This window comes from Burkholderia sp. Ed8, from assembly GCF_040761425.1.
In the GTDB taxonomy this organism is placed as follows: Bacteria; Pseudomonadota; Gammaproteobacteria; order Burkholderiales; family Burkholderiaceae; genus Burkholderia; species Burkholderia seminalis.
On the sequence record NZ_CP142885.1, the window covers coordinates 1,378,692 to 1,395,869 of the forward strand.

Consider the following 17,178-nt stretch of genomic DNA (forward strand, 5'->3'; position numbering starts at 1 on the left):
TTTCTGTGACACAACGCATTCTCGAACCGACCGAGATCTCGGCACTCGATCATTCGGCCATTCCGCGCTTTCGCCTGCCGGAGCGCGCGACCGCGTTCGCGGCGCGCGCCGCGCGCCTGCGCAAGCTTGCCGACCTGAACCCGATCAGCGGCTACCTGCGGCTGATGGCCACCGTCGCCGACGCGCAGCATGCCACGCTGCAGACGCTGGACCTGCCGCTGCCGTCGAAGGAAGCGATCGCGCGTGCGCAGGAGCACTCGATGCCGCTCTTGCCGGCGCTCGACGGCGAGCGCGACGCACGCTGGCGCGCCGTGCTGTACGAACTGCTCGACCGCGTCGAAGGCGCCGGGCTCGTCAATCCGCAGCTCGCGAAACTGCTCGACCGGTTGCGCCTGATGGCGCCCGCCGAACTCGACGCGCAGGCCGACGCGATCCTCGCGCTGCGCTTCGCCGAAGTCGACCCGGCCACCGCGCCGTTCGTGATGGCCGCGCTGCAGGTGGTCTGGACGGACCTCGCGAGCCGCGTGACGCCGGCCGATGTCCCGTATCTCGACCAGCCGGGGCTGTGCCCCGTGTGCGGCACGCATCCGGTCGCGAGCGTCGTGCGGGTCGGCGGCCCGTACCAGGGCTACCGGTTCCTGCAGTGCGGGCTGTGCACGACCGAGTGGCACATGGTGCGCACGAAGTGCTCGCACTGCGATTCGACCAAGGGCATCGCGTACCACGGGATCGAGGGCGGCAGCGAAGCCGTCAAGGCCGAGTCGTGCGACGAGTGCAAGACCTATCGCAAGATCGGCTATCAGGAGAAGGACTACGAGTTCGAGCCGCTGGCGGACGATCTCGCCAGTCTCACGCTCGACCTGCTGATGAACGAGGCCGGCTATCAGCGCAGTTCGCCGAACCCGCTGCTGTGGCCGGACGTCGCGCGGGAAGCGGACTGACGGCACGGGCCGGGGGCGGCGCGCGAGCGCCGGCGCCGGCCGACTGCGAAGCATGAGACTGGAGCCACAACGACGTGACCGAACCGGGTGTGAATGAATTGAATGCGGTGCTGGCGCGCGTGCCGTCCGTCGAGCGCGTGCTGTCGTCGGCACCGTTGCAACCGCTGATCGCGGACTATGGCCGCACGCGCGTGCTGACTGCCGTGCGCGCCGAACTGGAGCGCTGGCGCACCGCCGCGCAGCACGATCCGGCCGCGGCCGAGCCGCTCGACGAGCCGCGCATCGCCGCCACCCTCGCGCGCACGCTGGCCGCGCAGAGCACGGGCGCCGTGCGTGCCGTGTTCAACCTGACCGGCACCGTACTGCACACGAATCTCGGGCGCGCGCTGTTGCCCGACGACGCGGTGCGCGCGGTGGTCGACGCGCTCACGCAGCCCGTCAACCTCGAATTCGATCTCGCCACGGGCCGCCGCGGCGATCGCGACGACCTGGTCGACGCTTTGCTGTGCGAACTGACGGGTGCGGAAGCCGCGACCGTCGTCAACAACAACGCGGCGGCCGTATTGCTGACGCTGTCGGCGCTTGCGACGAAGCGGGAAGTCGTCGTGTCGCGCGGCGAGCTGGTCGAGATCGGCGGCGCATTCCGCATTCCCGACATCATGAGCCGCGCCGGCGCGAAGCTGCGCGAGGTCGGCACGACCAATCGCACGCACCTGCGCGACTACGCGGATGCGATCGGCCCGCGCACGGCGCTGCTGATGAAGGTGCACTGCAGCAACTACGCGATCAGCGGCTTCACGAAGGAGGCGACGCTCGCCGAACTCGCGCCGCTCGCGCGCGAGCGCGGCGTGCCGGTCGCCGTCGATCTCGGCAGCGGCACGCTTGCCGACCTGTCGCAATGGGGGCTGCCGCATGAAACGACCGTGCAGGAAACCGTCGCCGCCGGGGCAAACGTTGTCACGTTCAGCGGCGACAAACTGCTCGGCGGGCCGCAGGCCGGCCTGATCGTCGGCGACCGCGCGCTGATCGCGAAGATCAAGAAGCATCCGCTCAAGCGCGCGCTGCGCGTCGGCAAGCTGACGCTCGCGGCGCTCGAACCCGTGCTGCGCCTGTACCAGGCGCCCGAATTCCTGCGCGACCGGCTCACGACGCTGCGTCTGCTGACGCGGCCGCAGCGCGAGATCGCCGAAGCGGCCGAGCGCGTGCGCCCGGTATTGCAGGCCGCGCTCGGCAGCGGATTCGACGTGGCGGTCGAGCCGATGTTCAGCCAGATCGGCAGCGGCGCGCTGCCGGTCGACCAGTTGCCGAGCGCCGGGCTCGTCGTGCGCACGGCGGACGGCAAGCGCGGCGGCCGTGCGCTCGTGCAGCTCGAGAAGCGGCTGCGCGAATGGCCGCGTCCGGTGATCGGCCGCATCGCGGACAACGCGCTGCGGCTCGACCTGCGCTGCCTCGAAGCCGCCGACGAAGCGGCGCTCGTCGCGCAATGCTCGCCGCTGGCGGGGCCCGCTGCATGATCGTCGGGACCGCGGGACACATCGACCACGGCAAGACGACGCTGGTGCGCGCGCTGACGGGCGTCGATACCGACCGCCTGAAGGAAGAGAAGGCGCGCGGGATTTCGATCGAGCTCGGTTACGCGTATACGCCGCTCGACAACGGCGACGTGCTCGGCCTGATCGACGTGCCGGGCCACGAGAAGCTGATTCATACGATGGCGGCGGGCGCGTGCGGGATCGACTTCGCGCTGCTCGTGATTGCCGCCGACGACGGCGTGATGCCGCAGACGCGCGAGCATCTCGCGATCCTGCAACTGCTCGGCGTCACGCATGGTGCCGTCGCGCTGACCAAATGCGATCGCGTCGACGGCGAGCGTGTGGCCGAGGTGCGCGACGAGATCGCCGCGTGGCTGCACGACTCGACGCTGGCCGGCGTGCCGATCTTCGAAACGCAGGCGACGGCAGCGGACGATCCGGGTGTCGCCGCGTTGAAGCGTCACCTGGCCGACGCGGCGATCGCGTGGCGCGCGCGCCGCGACGACGGGCTGTTCCGGCTCGCGGTCGACCGCGTGTTCACGCTCGCGGGGCAGGGCACGGTCGTGACGGGCACCGCGTTCGCGGGCCGTGTCGCGACGGGCGACACGCTCGCGATCGTGCGTACCGGCGGCGCGGCGCGTGTGCGCAGCATCCATGCGCAGAACCGGCCGGTCGAGATCGGCCGCGCGGGCGAACGGTGCGCGCTGAATCTGGCCGGTGTCGACAAGGCCGACGTCGAGCGCGGCGATACCGTCGCCGATGCGCGGCTCGCCGCGACGTCGCCGCGTCTGGACGTCGAGCTGACGCTGCTCGCGGATGCAGGGCTGTCGCTCACGCACTGGGCGCCGCTGCACGTGCATCTCGGCACGCTGCACCGCGTCGCCCATGTCGCGCTGCTCGACGGCGACACGCTCGCGGCCGGCCAGCGGATGCGCGTGCAACTGGTGTTCGACGAGCCGGTGTTCGCGCTGCCGGGCGACCGGTTCATCGTCCGTAATCCGCAGGCGACGCGCACCGTCGGCGGCGGCCGGGTGCTCGATCCGTTCGGGCCGGCCCGCAAGCGTCGTACGCCTGCCCGCCGCGCGTGGCTCGATGCGCTGGCCGCGTGGCTCGACGAAGGGCGTCTCGATGCGCTGCTCGCGCAGGCTCCGCTCGGCATTGCGCGCGCAACGCTCACGCATCTGACGGGCTTCGCGCCGAATGCGCTGGCGTTGCCGGAAGACGCGCGGGCGATCGGGCAGCGCGACGCCGCGTCGAACGACGGCGCGGTGATTTCGCATGCGCACTGGCGCACGCTGCAGACGCGGGCGATCGACACGCTGCGCACGTATCACGAACGCATGCCCGACGAGCAGGGGCTCGACGCCGCGCGCCTGCGGCGGATGGCCGCGCCGCTCGTCGGCGATGCGCTATGGCGCGCGCTCGTCGATGCGCTGGTGGCCGGCGGCGAAGTCGCGCGCAGCGGGCCGTGGCTGCATCTGCCGTCGCATTCGGTGAGCCTGGAGCCGCGCGAGGAAGCACTCGCGCGGCAACTGTTGCCGCTGATTCAGGCGGGGCGCTTCGATCCGCCGTGGGTGCGCGACCTGGCGCGCGACACGGGCGCGGCCGAGGACGCGGTGCGCGCGTTGCTGCGCAAGCTCGCGCGGCGCGGCGACGTGCACCAGGTCGTGCGCGACCTGTTCTATCACGCGGACGTCGCGCGCGAGCTGGCGGCGCTGGTCGCGCATCTCGCGCCGTCGCGCGGCGGCGGGCTCGATGCCGCGACATTTCGTGATGCGACGGGGCTCGGCCGCAAGCGTGCGATCCAGATTCTCGAGTTCTTCGACCGGGTTGGGTATACTCGCTTCCACCGCGATCTTCACTACCTGCGGCCTGACAGCGGTTGGGTGGGTATTCAGGCGTAGGCGCTCGTTGTTCTTGGGTTCTTTTCCCACGGAAGGCATTCGTATCCGGTGGTACGGCCGGGCTTCAAACCCGGTTGGGGGTGTCAGACACTCCCGGGTCAGTTCGACTCTGGCTGCCTTCCGCCACCGCGATTCCCCGCGATCGGTGCGCGCCGCACGGCGCATCGCGTCTTGATTCGCTCGTCTTGAATCTTCCTCGTGGGAACCACGCACCGAGCAGCAAGCGGTGACGGCAAGGCGGCGTACGCGTTGCTTGTCGCGAACGAGGAAAATCCATCCCTGCCGTCGCGGGTCCGCAGAATTTTTCCGATTCGAATCCCGAAATAAAAGAAGGGTGAATTGCCGTGGGCCTGGCCTGTAAAGCAGGATTATCTTTCGTGGACTGAAGCGGTGTGCGTCGATAATTGAATAAGTGAAGAATATCGCAATCAAAACGCTAATGGTGATTGTGCGATTTCCAGAAACTATCAAACTGATTTTGATCCCGATTCCGATCGGACCGGTTTTGTGACGCGGGTTTGCAAGCTTGGCCGGGCGCATTGTCGGACGTCGGGCGGACAGGATGCCAACGCCGTCGCGCCGTGCGTGCCGCGCTGCTCGACCCTTCAACTTTTCCGGAAATCTGTCGACAATGTAAGGCGTTGCATTCCGAAATCGAGAACTGATTATTCCGGTTGCTGTGCGTGGTTTTATTTGGCAGGATTTTCATCACGTTGCCCGGTCCTAAAAAACAAAGCGGTCGATAATTCAATTAACGTAAATGACACGTTCCGGATGAGCGACGGTTTGACGGAAAGACGACAAGAAAAGTGAAGAGGCGGCGAACAGGCGGCATCGTTCGCAATTGGTGAATCAATCGCTTGCCCGGCAATGTCGATGCGTCACGCCATCGATCCGGGTGAATCCGACACGGGGCGGTCATGGCGATACTCAAGAACGATTCTTCCGGGGAAGCGTGCCTGCTGCGCGCGTATCACGTGTTCGGCCGCGATGCCGCGCGCTGCGATACGGTCATCCGGGACGCATCGGTGTCCCGGGTCCATGCCCATATCCGCTGGAGCGGCGGTCTGTGGGAACTGCACGATCACAGCAGCAACGGCACGTCGGTATCGGGCGTGCCGTTGCGCGACGGCGAGCACGCGGTGCTGCGGCCCGGCGACGTGATCCGGTTCGGCCAGGCCGGTACCGCGCCGTGGCGCGTCGATGCGCTCGACGATCCGGCCGATACGCTGTGGCCGATACGCGGCGCCGCGCCGCCGATCGTGCTTGCGCCGAGCCAGACCCTGCCTGCCCGTGCCGCGCGGCCGATCACGATCGTCCGGTCGGCGGCCGGCGAATGGCTGTGCGACGATACGTTGCCGCCACGCACGCTCCATGACGGCGACGAAGTGTCGAGCGGCGACTGCACGTGGTGCGTGACGCTCGTGAGCCGCGGCTCGACGATGATGCTCGCCGCGCCCGCCGATCCCGCCCTGCCGGGGCATCTGCTCGAATTTTTCGTCAGCCGCAACGAAGAGCACGTGCGCATGCTGCTGCACGTGCGCGGCGGCGTGGTCGACCTCGGCGAACGGGCTCATCACTACAGCCTCGTCACGCTTGCGCGTGCCCGCTCGGCCGACATGCAGGCCGGCTACGACGCCGTGTCGCAAGGCTGGATCGACCTCGGCCGGCTGGCGCACATGCTGGGTATCGATCCGTCCCATGTCAACGTGCAGATTCACCGCGCGCGGAGCCAGTTCGCGGCGCTGCCGGGGCTCGACGCGAGCCAGCTCGTCGAGCGCCGGCGCGGCAGCGTCCGTTTCGGCGATTTTCCGTTCCGCATCATGCGCGGCGAGCATCTCGAATGCCAGTCGGTGCCGGGCGTCGCGCTGCGTATCGGCGCACTTCGTCCCGTGTCGGGCCCGGTCGTCCATTACTCGTGAACGCGGGGGAACAGGCCATGTTGCCGACCGTGTCCCGCACGCCCGAATCGCGGCAGCCCGTCGCGCCTTTCGCCGAGCTTGCCGGCAAGCGGCACTACCGGCTCGGCCCGCTGCTTGGCGAAGGCGGCAACGGCGTGGTGTTTCGCGCGACCTGCGGCGAAACGGGGCAGGCGGTCGCGATCAAGCTGATGCGCGACGATGGGGCGCGGACCGCGTCGGAGCGCGCGCACCAGCGCGCGCGCTTTCGGCGCGAGACGAGCCTGTGCGAAGCGCTGCGGCACCCGAACATCGTGGCGCTGCTGGACCGGGGGGAAGCGCCGGACGGGCGGCTGTTCGCGGTATTCGAGCTGGTGCAGGGCCTGACGGTGCGCGACCGGCTCGCGGCGCAGGGGCCGCTGTCGGCCGTCGACACCGGGCGCCTGATGACGGAAGTGCTCGACGCGCTCGCGGCCGCGCATCGGCGCGGCATCGTGCATCGGGACCTGAAACCGCAGAACATCGTGATCGCGATCGCCGATGACGGGCCGCACGCGAAGCTGCTCGATTTCGGCATCGGCGCATTGCTGCCCGGCGCCGAAGACGTCGCGCGCCAGACCGCGACGCTGGCGACCGAGGTGCTCGGTTCGCCGTCGTATTGCGCGCCCGAGCAACTGCGCAACGAGCCGCCGACGCCGAGAAGCGACCTCTATGCATGGGGCCTGGTCGTGATCGAATGCCTGACGGGCAATGTCGTCATGCACGGCGCGAGCGTGGCCGACATTCTTTATCAGCAGCTCAGCCCGGTGGATGTCGCGCTCCCGCCGTCGATCGCGTCGCATCCGCTCGGCGCGGTGCTGCGGCGCGCGCTGAACAAGAATCCGGAGCAGCGCGCCGCGTCGGCCGACGAACTGGCGCGGCAGTTCCGCGCGCTGAACTTCGCGGCGCTCGTCGGCCAGTTCGACGCCGGCCGTGCAGGCCGGCAGCTGCGCCCGCACCCGTTCGCGCCGCGCGGCGACACGATCGCGGCGGCCGGCGAGTACCGGCAGGTCACCACGCTGTGCTGTTGCGTGGCGATTGCCGGGGAGGGCCGGCAACGCCACGCGGGAGCCGATCATGGCGACCTGCTCGACGGCTACGAGGAGCAATGGCTGACCAAGTGCGCCGACATCGCCGTCGGCTACGGCGCGCACGCGGGCGGGCGGCTCGGCGATACGCTGCTGTTCCATTTCGGCTTGCAGGGCGACATCGACCGGCCCGCCCGCCGCGCGGCGCGCGCGGCGCTCGACATGGTGCGGGTGGCCGAGCGCGCGCGGCTGCCGGTACCGGCGACGGCCGGCGGCCTCGGCGGCGGCGACGGCTGGCGGGTCGAAGTGGCCGCCGCGATTCACGTCGGGCAGGTGCTTGCGCATGCATCGCACATGTCGGGCGTATCGACGCCCGCCGCGGCATCGCGATTGTTGAGGCTCGCCGGACCCGGGCAGATCCTGGTCAGCGACGATGCGCGGCTCGCGCTCGATCGGCATGCCGACCATCGGCCGACCGCGTTGCGGCTGGCGCGCGCGGGCCTCCTGCCGCAGCCGGTCCATGAATTGCTCGGCGAGCGCCGCGCCGATACGCCGTTCGATTCGCTCGACACCGGCGTGCGGGTACCGATGGTCGGCCGCACCCACGAGCTCGACGCGCTGTTGCGCCATTGGCAGGAGACGCTCGCGCGATACCGTCGCGCGATGCGCGGCGAGCCTGCGCCGCACGGCGTGCCGCGGCTCGTCGTCGGTGAAGCGGGAATCGGCAAGTCGCGCCTCGTGCACGAGCTGTGTGAGGCCGTGCGGATCCAGGGCCATGCGTTCGCGCATTGCGGGTGCCTGCCGGAACGCGAGAATCATGCGTTGTTTCCGGTCCTGCGGTTCATCGGCGCGCATTGGCATATCGACGCCGACAGTCCGGCCGGCGGCGCGCTCGACGCGATCGACACGATGATCGCGCCGCTCGAGTGCGATCATGCGGCGGCCCGCGCCGCGCTCGCCACCTGGCTGGGGCTGCCGTGCGATGCGAAGGGGTTCCTGTGGTCGAGCGTACGCGAACGGCACGCGCTGTTCGACGTCCTCGAACAGTTGATCGTGTCGCTCGGCAACGGCGCGCCGGTGCTGCTCGTCGTCGAGGACGTCCAGTGGATCGACCGCGCGACCGAGGATTTTCTCGCCTACCTGCAGCGCTCGCCGCGCGCGGCGGCGCTCGCCGTCGTCTTCACGTCGCGCCCCGAGAAGCTTGGCCGGTGGCGCGCCGCGACCGAGCGCCTGGTGCTGCGCCGCCTGCCGCGTGCCGACGCGCAGCGCCTGATGTCGGCGTACCTCGGGCAGGGCGTGCCCGATCCGGCCTGGCTCGACCCGCTTGCCCGCCGCACGGCCGGCATCCCGTTGTTCATCGAGGCCGTCGCGCGCGAGTTGACGACGAGCGGCGCGGACGGCGCGCTCGCGGGGCCGCGGGCAACGGATCCCTTTCCGCTTCCGCTGAGTCTCGGCGGCATGCTCGGTCTCGCGTTCGACCGGATCGACGATGCGCGCGACACCGCGCAGCTCGCCGCGACCATCGGGCTCGAGGTGGATGCGCAATTGCTCGCCGATGCATCGCCGCACGATCGGGCCACGCTCGACGGGCATCTGCGGCTGCTGCTCGAAGAGCGGATCGTGTACGCGCAACATCGGCGCGATCGGGTGTTCTATGCATTCCGCCACGCGTTGATCCGCGACGCGGCCTATGAATCGATGCCGCCCGCCGTGCGGCGCGGCAACCATGCGCGGGTCGGCCGCGCATTGATCGCGGAAGCCGATCGGGGCGCCGGTGCGCACACGTTCGGTGTCGCCGGGCACTTCGCGCGCGCGGGCGCCCTGGCCGACGCGATCGCGCACGGCATCGACGCGGCGCGCCGTGCGCTCGAGGGCGCGCGGTACGACGACGCGATCCGCTACGGGCAAGCCGTGTTCGAATGGCTCGGCAATGCCGACTACGCGCAACGCGAACACGACAGCGCACGCCTCCGCACGACGCTGACGCACGCGACGATGGCACGGTTCGGCTGGGCGGACCCGCAGGTGCGCGAGCATGCCGAGCTGCTGCTGCGGCAGGTGCGGACGCTCGACGACCCGGGGCTCGAGATCAGCGCGCTGTGGACCTTGTCGACCTACTACCACGTCGCGGGCGACCGTCCCACCGTGCGCGGGATCGGCTTGCGGCTCGACGCGCTCGCGACCGAGCGCGGCGATGCCGGCGTTCAGGTCGCGGCGGACGCGATGCGCGGCATGAGCCTGTGGGTCGACGGTCACTATGCGCGCGCCCGCGCCGCGTTCGAGGCGGTGCTCGCGGGCTACGACGTGCGGCGCGACGCGAACCACCGGCGCATCCTCGGGCTCGATACGCGTGCATGGACGATGGCGTCGCTCGCAAGCGTGCGCTGGTGCATGGACGACGATCCGCGGGCCGCGCTCGCGATGGCGCACGACGCGGTGTATTGCGCGACCTGCCTCGACCATTTGCCGACGCTCGGCGTCACGATGATGTACCTCGCGCGCACGTACCAGCTTGCGGGCGATCGCGATGCGGCGCTCGCACTGTCGGACGCGATTCTGCGCCTGTCGGAGATTCACCGGCTGCGCGCGGTCGAGCACTACGCGGCGATCATTCGCGCGTGGGCGACCGGGGATCGCGCGGGTGTCGTCGAGCATCTCGACGCGCAGCGGCAATCGGGCGGGCGGCTCGGGCTGACCTACTACGCGTCGCTGCTGGCGGAACTGGATGCCGCGCGCGGCGAGTACGGCGCCGCGCTTGCCCGGATCGACGAATGCCTCGCACGGTGCGAATCGACCGGGGAGCGCTATTACGAAGCGCAACTGCTGATGAAGAAATGCGAATACTTGCGCCTGGCCGATCCGCGATGCGGCGGCGTGGCCGCGCTGGACGCGTGCCGGCGCGCAGTCGAAATTGCAACAGCGGCGGGCATGGGCCGCGTCGCCAGGCTCGCCGGAACGCTGTTGCAGTCGTTGCCGTAAGTGGTTCCATTCGTCCATCAGGAGAACAGAGAGATGAGCAAGGATCTTCGACTACCGACGTACGAGCAGTTTCTGGAATACCGCGCAACCGTCATCCGGGCGATCGCGCTGGCGTGGCATTCGCCGGCGTTTCTCGACGAACTCGAGGCCGACCCGATCGAGGCGCTGCGCGAGCATTTCGACTATCACTTTCCGTTCCGGCTCGACCTGAAGGTGCAGCCGAAATCGTCCGAGTGGACGCCGACCGTCAACGGCGACTGGACGGCCGGCCGGAGAAACAAGCTCACGCTGTACCTGCCGCCCGCGCCGGCGGACAAAGCGCAATTCGCGCAGGCGCTGGCCGCCTACAACGCGAACCACATCACCATCATGGAATGACCGCGGGGAAACCGACATGGCCAACAACAACGCGAATCCGACGCTCGAATCGATGCTGGAGTTCCAGAAGGTCTATCTGCGCGCGATCGCGCTCTCGTGGCGGGATCCGGAATTCAAGGACGAGCTGCTGGAGCGGCCGCTGGAGACGCTCGCGAAATACTTCGGTTACCAGTGTCCGTGGATCGTCGACATCGAGGTCGTCAAGACCCATGGCGATCATGGCTGGAAGCGCCATGCCAACGGCGGCGGGAGCTGGCACCTGCCGCGCAACGTGATGACGGTCGGCATACCGGAGCAGCCGTTGAGCCTCGACGAGGAGGCCGTTGCGCTCGCGGCCTACTGCGACGCCGGGCCGAGTTACCTGTTCACCTGCTGCTGACGCGGCGCGGCCGCGCAGTGTACCGTCGCGCGGCCCCGGCGCCGCGCGACGTTCGTTTCCCCGCCGCATGGAACCCGACGATGCTCGATGACCCTTCGCGCGTGTTGCGCTTCAAGCCGCATTTGCTCGTGCTCGATGCCGGGCCCGAGACCTTGTTCGTCGTCGACGAATTCAAGCGCGTGATGCTGTCCGGCGCGATTTTCGTGCGGATCGCGGCGTGCCTGCGGGCGCGGATGACGATCGCGGAGACCGTGACGTCGCTTGCCGGTGCGTTCGGCGAATGGGACGTGCTCGCGCGTCTCGATCAACTGGTGCGTCGCGGGTACGTGCGCGCGGACCTGCCGCACGACGACGATGCGGCGCGCGGCTTCTTCGAGCGTGCGGGGCTCGACGGCGACGCGGCTTGCGGGCACGTCGCGCAACTGCGTGTCGCGATCGAGCGGTTCGGTGCCGACGATACGGCGCTCGGGCGCGCGCTCGACGCAGCCGGCATCGACGTCGTGACGGAGGCCGGGCTGACCGTCGCGATCGCCGATACGCACGATCGCGACGATCTCGCCGCGTGCGCCGCCCGCGTCGCGGCGCGCGGCGGGGCGTTGCTCGTCGTGACGACGGGCGGCGTGCAGACGCTGATCGGACCGTTGCTGGCCGGCGGCGACGCGCTCGCCGACGCGCCGTGCATCGAATGCGTGCGCTACTGGATTCGCATCAACCGGCCCGTCGAAGCGCTGCTCGCGCGCCATCACGGCCGCGACGCGGCGCGTCTGCCGCCGGCGGCGTCGCGTGCGGCGGCCTTTGCCGCGGCGGGGCTCGTGGCGGCGACGGTCGAGCAGATCGCCGTCAACCCCGCGGCGTCGGCACGGGCGCAGACCCATATCGTGGCGCAGCGCATCGACACGCTGGCCGCCGAGCGTCACCGCGTGCTGAAACGTCCGCAATGCCCGTGCTGCGGCAATCCCGGGTGGATGCGCGAACAGGCGGCGCGCGCGCCGCGTCTCGCCGATCATGAACCGCTGGCGCGCTCCGACGGCGGCTACCGCATCGCCGATCCGCAGCAGGTGTTCGCGCGTCATGCCCATCTGGTCTCGCCGGTCAGCGGCGCGATCGCTTACCTGCATCCGATGCCGAAGCGGCACGCGGGTCTGCGCAAGGTCTACGCGTCGGGCTTTCTCGTGTGCCCGGCGGCCGTGCCGGGCAGCAACCGCTTCGACAGGATCTGCGCCGGCAAGGGTCGTACCGACGATCAGGCCCGCGCGAGCGCGCTGTGCGAGGCGCTCGAGCGATTCAGCAGCGTGTACCAGGGGGACGAGGCGACGCTGACGGGAAGCCTCGAAAGCCTGCTCGCCGATCCCGCATGCGACGCCGCCCCGATCCACGTGAACGCCCTTCAGCAGTTCAGCGAACGGCAATTCGACGCGCGCGACGCGATCAACGCGTTGACCCGCGATGTCCGGAAACAGGTGCCGCCGCGCTTCACGGCGCACGACGTCATCGACTGGACGCCGGCCTGGTCGCTCGTGACCGGCCGGCGTCACCTCGTGCCGCTGAGCTACTGCTATGCGGAAACGCCGGACAGCGCGCGGGCGCCGGCCGCGTGCGTGCACAACCCCAACGGCTGCGCGGCGGGCTCGAGCCTCGACGAGGCGATCCTGCAAGGCATGCTCGAATTGATCGAGCGCGATGCGGTCGCGATCTGGTGGTACAACCGGATCGCGCGGCCCGGCATCGAATTGTCGAGTTTCGATGATCCGTATTTCGACGCGCTCGTGCGCGAATACGCGACGCTCGGATGGCGTTTGTGGGCGCTCGACATCACCGCCGACCTCGGGGTGCCGACCGTGGCCGCGCTCGCGGAAAATCCGCAGGACGGGCGCTTCTCGATCGGCTTCGGCTGCCATCCGGACGGCGCCATCGCAGTGAACCGGGCGCTGACCGAAGTCAACCAGTTGCTCGATGTCGCCGCGGATGCGCCGGACCCGTGGGATCGCGGCAAGCTGGCGGACACCGGATTCCTGTATCCGGCGGCCGATTTGCCCCGCACGAGCCGCTCGACGTGGCAGCCGATCGGCGCCGCGTCGCTGCCGGCTGCGATCGCGCAGGGTGTCGGGCGCATCGCGGCGGCCGGCATGGACGTGCTCGTCGTCGACAAGACGCGACCCGACCTCGGCCTGTCCGTCGTGCAGGTGATCGCGCCGGGGCTGTGCCATTTCTGGCCGCGCTTCGGCGCGCAACGGCTCTATTCGGTTCCCGTTCGACTGGGTTGGCGGGGCCAGCCGAGCCGCGAGACGGAGTTGAACGAGGCGCTGCTGTTTCTCTGACGGGCCGGTCGCCGCGGCACGACGGCCCGCCACCGCGTCGACCGCGGCCGCGCGGCGGCCTCGGCCCGCCGGGCCGGATGCCGCCGCGCGCGGCCGCTTTCATGCCGTCGCGCTGCCCGATCGTGCCGCGACGACCGGCCGGCGTCACGCCAGCGCCTGGGCGGGCAGGCGCCGCGCGACGGCCTCGTCGGATTTCAGCGACGCGGCCAGATGCAGCGCGGTCGTCGTCATGCCGCCCAGGCCGACGATCACGAGCAGCGCGAGGAGCGAGATGCCCTCGGTCGCGGCGACCACCGCCTTGACGCCCAGGAAGCGGAACACCTGACCGGTGATCGTGTCGACGAACGCCTCCGCCGCTTCGACGCCATCCAGTTCCTCGCCGCTCTTCACGGCCCACACGATCGTCAGGGCCAGCCGCGCGCAGCCCCACAGATTCACCGTGACCTGATCCACTTCCGCGGGGATCTTGTACTTCTTGCCGGCGATCTTGAGCGCCGCGGCCCGTCCGTACCCGACGACGGTGTTCAACAGCCAGAGCAGGTTGTTGAGCCCCTTGCCGTCGTTGCACGAGAAGCCGCCCGCGTCGCTCGCGATCATCCACGGCACGCTGAAGAACGCGGAGCCGAAGCCCATGAACAGCGAGCCGGTGCCGATCGCCTCGACCTCGACCTCCTCGGTCTGCAGCGCGATCTCGATGGTGTCGAGAATGGTCGCGGCAAAGATGCAGACCGACGCCGATACGCCGAAGAAGACCGCGATGGCTGATTTCTGCTCGGCGCTGACCATCAGCGAAACCTCGGACTTCGGCGCGATTCCGCTCTGCTCGGCGAGCCACTGCGCGGTGAACGACGACTTGAAGCGGGTGACGCTCGCGGCGTCGGGGAACGGCGCTTCATGCTTCACGAGCTTGTACAGCAACGTGCCGGGGATGGCGACGACGTACGAGAACAGGTCGCGCACCTTGAAGCTCAGCGACGAGCCGGTGATCAGCTTGTAAAGCTGCGACACGAACGGGATTTCCCATTCGGTGTCGAACAGGTCCTTGACCGCGCCGATCACGTCGGCGACCAGGTCGAGAATCGTCAGGACCAGGCCCTTGGCCGCGCTCAACGCGAACTGGGTGACGGCCTCCATCACCTTGACGGTGCCGGCGAACAGCAGGTCGAGCACGCGATCGGGCGTGCGGCCGATCTGTTCGAAGTAGGCGGCGGCGTCGTGGAACGCGTTCTTGCCCTGGCCGAACTCGAAGTTGTCGGCGACTGCCTTCAGCTTTTCGCACAGGCCCTGGAGCGGATCGGCGGCGACGGCCAGCGCATCGCCACGGGACAACACGCGCGTCGATTTGTAGTTATCCGAAAAGGCGTTGAGCAGCACGTTGTGGCTGGTCGACTCGCCGATGCGCGGGTCCGGGCGATCGACGTCGTCCGCGTACTGGCCGATCCCGAGCTTCGGGTCGAGTTGCGCGAGGAACGTGTTGACGGCCTTGTCGATCTCCGTCTGCAGGTGGTCGAAACCGGCCGCCACCTGGCCTTTCACCGCCTCGACCGCCAGGAGCAGGTAGTCGAAGGTCGCGTCGAACGTATGGCGGGTCGCCTCCGCCGATCGCTTGATGTCGCCCCACGCGAAGAAGAAGGCCAGCCACTCGTACAGTTCCTTGAAGAACACCTTGAGCTTGTTCCAGATGCCCTCGACGATGTCGAACGCCTGCTGGAAGAGCTTGATGGTCTTGTCGATCAGGTACGTCACGCCGTCGATGAGGAAGTTGAAGACGACCTTGATCTCGTTGACGAGGCGCGTGACCGGATCGACGATGGTCGTCACGACGAATTCCTTCAGGCCGTCGATGATGCGGCCGACGCCGTTCTTGATCGCGTTCCAGATGTCGCCCCAGTCGATGCCGAGAAAGCCGGCATTCGCCAGGGTTTCGTCGCCGGACGACGCGAGCGCGCGGGAGCGCAACAGGTAGGCGCCGGCCTGGTCCGCGGTCAGGTCGTCGTAGTGCACGCCGGTATCGGTGAACGACACCCGCCAGTGCTGGGCGGGCACGTCTTCCGGCACGAGCGCGAACGGGTCGGCCGTGCCACGCGTCGTATGCCGCAGCCCGACGAGCGAGCGGTTGGCGCCGAGGTAGCGCAGGCTCCGGGCCGACGCGTTGGCCGGCATGCCGAACGACATCGACTGGCGCATGATCTTCGCCACGTTCTCGGCGTTTTCGCGGGTCCGGAAATCCCCGGCCAGCAGGTAGGCGCCGGAGGCGGTCTTCGCGTTCCAGACGGCGTCGGTGTCGACCGCGTGCATCTTCTCCTGCAGCGCGCCGTTCGGCTCCACGGTGACGCCTTCGCCCGGCTGCATGAACTGCGTGCGGACGTGGTAGCTGGGGCTCGCGAGGCTGTTGGTGAAGCGCTCGATCACCACCTTGCCGCCGCCGCCCGACAGCACCGGGATCGTGTAGTCCGGGCTCGCCTGGTAGTAGAGGCCGTTGATGCGCAGCGGCACCATCGACGCGGCATCGATCTGCACCCGGGCGTTGACGGCAAGCTGGCCGGCGTCGTCCAGCACCGTGATCTCGGTGGCATGGGTCGGCACCGACGTCATCTCGCCCGTGCCCTGCAGGCGGATTTCCTCGTTGGTCCACTGGGTCGTCTTCGGGTCCTGCCAGAAGCGGTACAGCCTGCTGTCCGACGACACGGAATACGCTTCCGAGTAGCCGGCGGCGTTGCGGCCGACGGTGAATTTCGTGTTGGGCACCGGGTTGCCGAGTTCGAACAAGCTCGACCAGCTCACCTTGTTGAGCCCGCTGCTGATCTGCCGCGTATGGTAGAGCCGCTGATCCTTGCCGATCGCGAAGACCTCGAGCAGGCCGCCTGCGTTGATGACCGCCCGCAGGCCCGTGACCGGCGCCGCGTTGCTGACCAGCACCCAGTCGTCGAACTGGATGCCCGACGTGCTGTATTTCTTCTCGCGCTTTTGCCAGATGCCGAAGTCGGTATCGACGATGAAGATGTTCAGGCGCTTCTCCTGGTCGGCCACGACGGCGAGGTCGATCGCCTTCTTGTAGCCGAGCGTCGTGAAGTAGGAGAAGCGGAAGTCGCTCTGCGCGAACAGCACGGCGTTGTCCGGACCGATGGCGAACAGCGACTGCTGCACCGGATCGTTCGCGCACATTGCGATGCGCTTGACCGTGGCGTTGTCCGGGCTGCCCTGGCTCTTGCGGATCGGTACCCAGTCGGTCGACCCCCAGGTGCCGTCCGGCCGCAGATAGCTGCTGCCGACTTCGTCGTTGTCGAGCACGACGTTGACGTAGACGTTGCCGAAATTCCGGGTCGACAGCATCTGCTTGAGCGGGCGTTTCGCGCCGGCGGGCTGGCAGTCGGCCTGCGCGTAGCGGCCGTCCTGCCATCGGCTCAGCGTCAGCTTGCCGCTGGCGCCGATGCCGAGGAGATTCGGATTGTCGTAGTCGTTGCTGCGCGCGAGACAGGGGCTGATCTGGCTCGCGGTGACGCCGAGGTCGGTTTCGGTCCAGCCGGTGTCCGACTGGTTGTCCGCGCGGATCCGGTAGACCTTCTGCGCGGTGCCGGACGAATAGATATCGAGGCGCCCGGCGGCATTGAGGAACGTCGAGATGTCGCTCGCGCCGGTGACCGGGCGGATGATCTCGTAGCTTTCCATCAGACGGGTGCTGACCTGCAGGCCCGATTTCGGATCGGGTGCGTTGCCGTAGAGCGAAGCGGACAGCGACGGTGGGACGGTATGAACGCCAGGCATGGGATCTCTCCAGTGAA

At 68.8% G+C, this 17,178-nt stretch carries 9 protein-coding genes and 1 tRNA gene; 9 read left to right on the plus strand and 1 reads right to left on the minus strand.

Annotation, left to right across the window (positions count from 1 at the left end):
* Positions 1-5: 5 nt before the first annotated feature.
* The 9 genes from fdhE to VXM69_RS06475 all read left to right on the plus strand — a co-directional run bounded on the left by fdhE (position 6) and on the right by VXM69_RS06475 (position 13,396).
* Positions 6-941: a formate dehydrogenase accessory protein FdhE gene (gene fdhE, locus VXM69_RS06435; RefSeq protein WP_185732908.1), complete on the plus strand. Its 936-nt coding sequence runs from the start codon at positions 6-8 to the stop codon at positions 939-941.
* 74 nt (positions 942-1,015) lie between these two features.
* Positions 1,016-2,455 carry an L-seryl-tRNA(Sec) selenium transferase gene (selA, locus tag VXM69_RS06440; RefSeq protein WP_367189172.1) on the plus strand — a complete coding sequence of 480 codons (1,440 nt, stop codon included), beginning with the start codon at positions 1,016-1,018 and terminating at the stop codon, positions 2,453-2,455.
* Positions 2,452-4,377, plus strand: a complete 1,926-nt coding sequence (gene selB / locus VXM69_RS06445; RefSeq protein ID WP_175028754.1) for a selenocysteine-specific translation elongation factor — start codon at positions 2,452-2,454, stop codon at positions 4,375-4,377. Before selA ends, selB begins: the two co-directional genes overlap by 4 nt.
* 30 nt (positions 4,378-4,407) lie before the next feature.
* Positions 4,408-4,503: transfer RNA gene (locus VXM69_RS06450), tRNA-Sec, on the plus strand.
* A 794-nt stretch (positions 4,504-5,297) separates the two neighbouring features.
* Positions 5,298-6,299, plus strand: a complete 1,002-nt coding sequence (locus VXM69_RS06455; protein WP_124609409.1) for an FHA domain-containing protein — start codon at positions 5,298-5,300, stop codon at positions 6,297-6,299.
* 17 nt (positions 6,300-6,316) lie between these two features.
* On the plus strand, positions 6,317-10,321 hold the full coding sequence (locus VXM69_RS06460; RefSeq protein WP_156444792.1) for a TOMM system kinase/cyclase fusion protein: 4,005 nt from the start codon (positions 6,317-6,319) through the stop codon (positions 10,319-10,321).
* Between the two features lie 33 nt (positions 10,322-10,354).
* The gene (locus VXM69_RS06465) at positions 10,355-10,699 is read left to right on the plus strand and encodes a BMA_0021/BMA_0022 family TOMM bacteriocin (protein ID WP_049029779.1); all 345 of its coding nucleotides are present in this window, start codon (positions 10,355-10,357) and stop codon (positions 10,697-10,699) included.
* A 16-nt stretch (positions 10,700-10,715) separates the two neighbouring features.
* Entirely contained in the window at positions 10,716-11,078 is a 363-nt protein-coding gene (locus VXM69_RS06470) for a BMA_0021/BMA_0022 family TOMM bacteriocin (RefSeq protein ID WP_034185845.1), read from the plus strand.
* An 80-nt stretch (positions 11,079-11,158) separates the two neighbouring features.
* Positions 11,159-13,396: a TOMM precursor leader peptide-binding protein gene (locus VXM69_RS06475; protein WP_367189173.1), complete on the plus strand. Its 2,238-nt coding sequence runs from the start codon at positions 11,159-11,161 to the stop codon at positions 13,394-13,396.
* Between the two features lie 144 nt (positions 13,397-13,540).
* Here the strand turns inward: VXM69_RS06475 and VXM69_RS06480 are convergent, their stop codons facing one another.
* Entirely contained in the window at positions 13,541-17,161 is a 3,621-nt protein-coding gene (locus VXM69_RS06480; protein ID WP_059558316.1) for a hypothetical protein, read from the minus strand.
* Between the last annotated feature and the right edge of the window lie 17 nt (positions 17,162-17,178).

Excerpts from the sequence above, each read along its gene's own strand:
- selB (WP_175028754.1), top strand. The coding sequence starts at position 2,452 with ATGATCGTCGGGACCGCGGGACACATCGACCACGGCAAGACGACGCTG.
- VXM69_RS06455 (WP_124609409.1), top strand. The coding sequence starts at position 5,298 with ATGGCGATACTCAAGAACGATTCTTCCGGGGAAGCGTGCCTGCTGCGC.
- VXM69_RS06460 (WP_156444792.1), top strand. The coding sequence starts at position 6,317 with ATGTTGCCGACCGTGTCCCGCACGCCCGAATCGCGGCAGCCCGTCGCG.
- VXM69_RS06465 (WP_049029779.1), top strand. The coding sequence starts at position 10,355 with ATGAGCAAGGATCTTCGACTACCGACGTACGAGCAGTTTCTGGAATAC.
- VXM69_RS06470 (WP_034185845.1), top strand. The coding sequence starts at position 10,716 with ATGGCCAACAACAACGCGAATCCGACGCTCGAATCGATGCTGGAGTTC.
- VXM69_RS06475 (WP_367189173.1), top strand. The coding sequence starts at position 11,159 with ATGCTCGATGACCCTTCGCGCGTGTTGCGCTTCAAGCCGCATTTGCTC.
- VXM69_RS06480 (WP_059558316.1), bottom strand. The coding sequence starts at position 17,161 with ATGCCTGGCGTTCATACCGTCCCACCGTCGCTGTCCGCTTCGCTCTAC.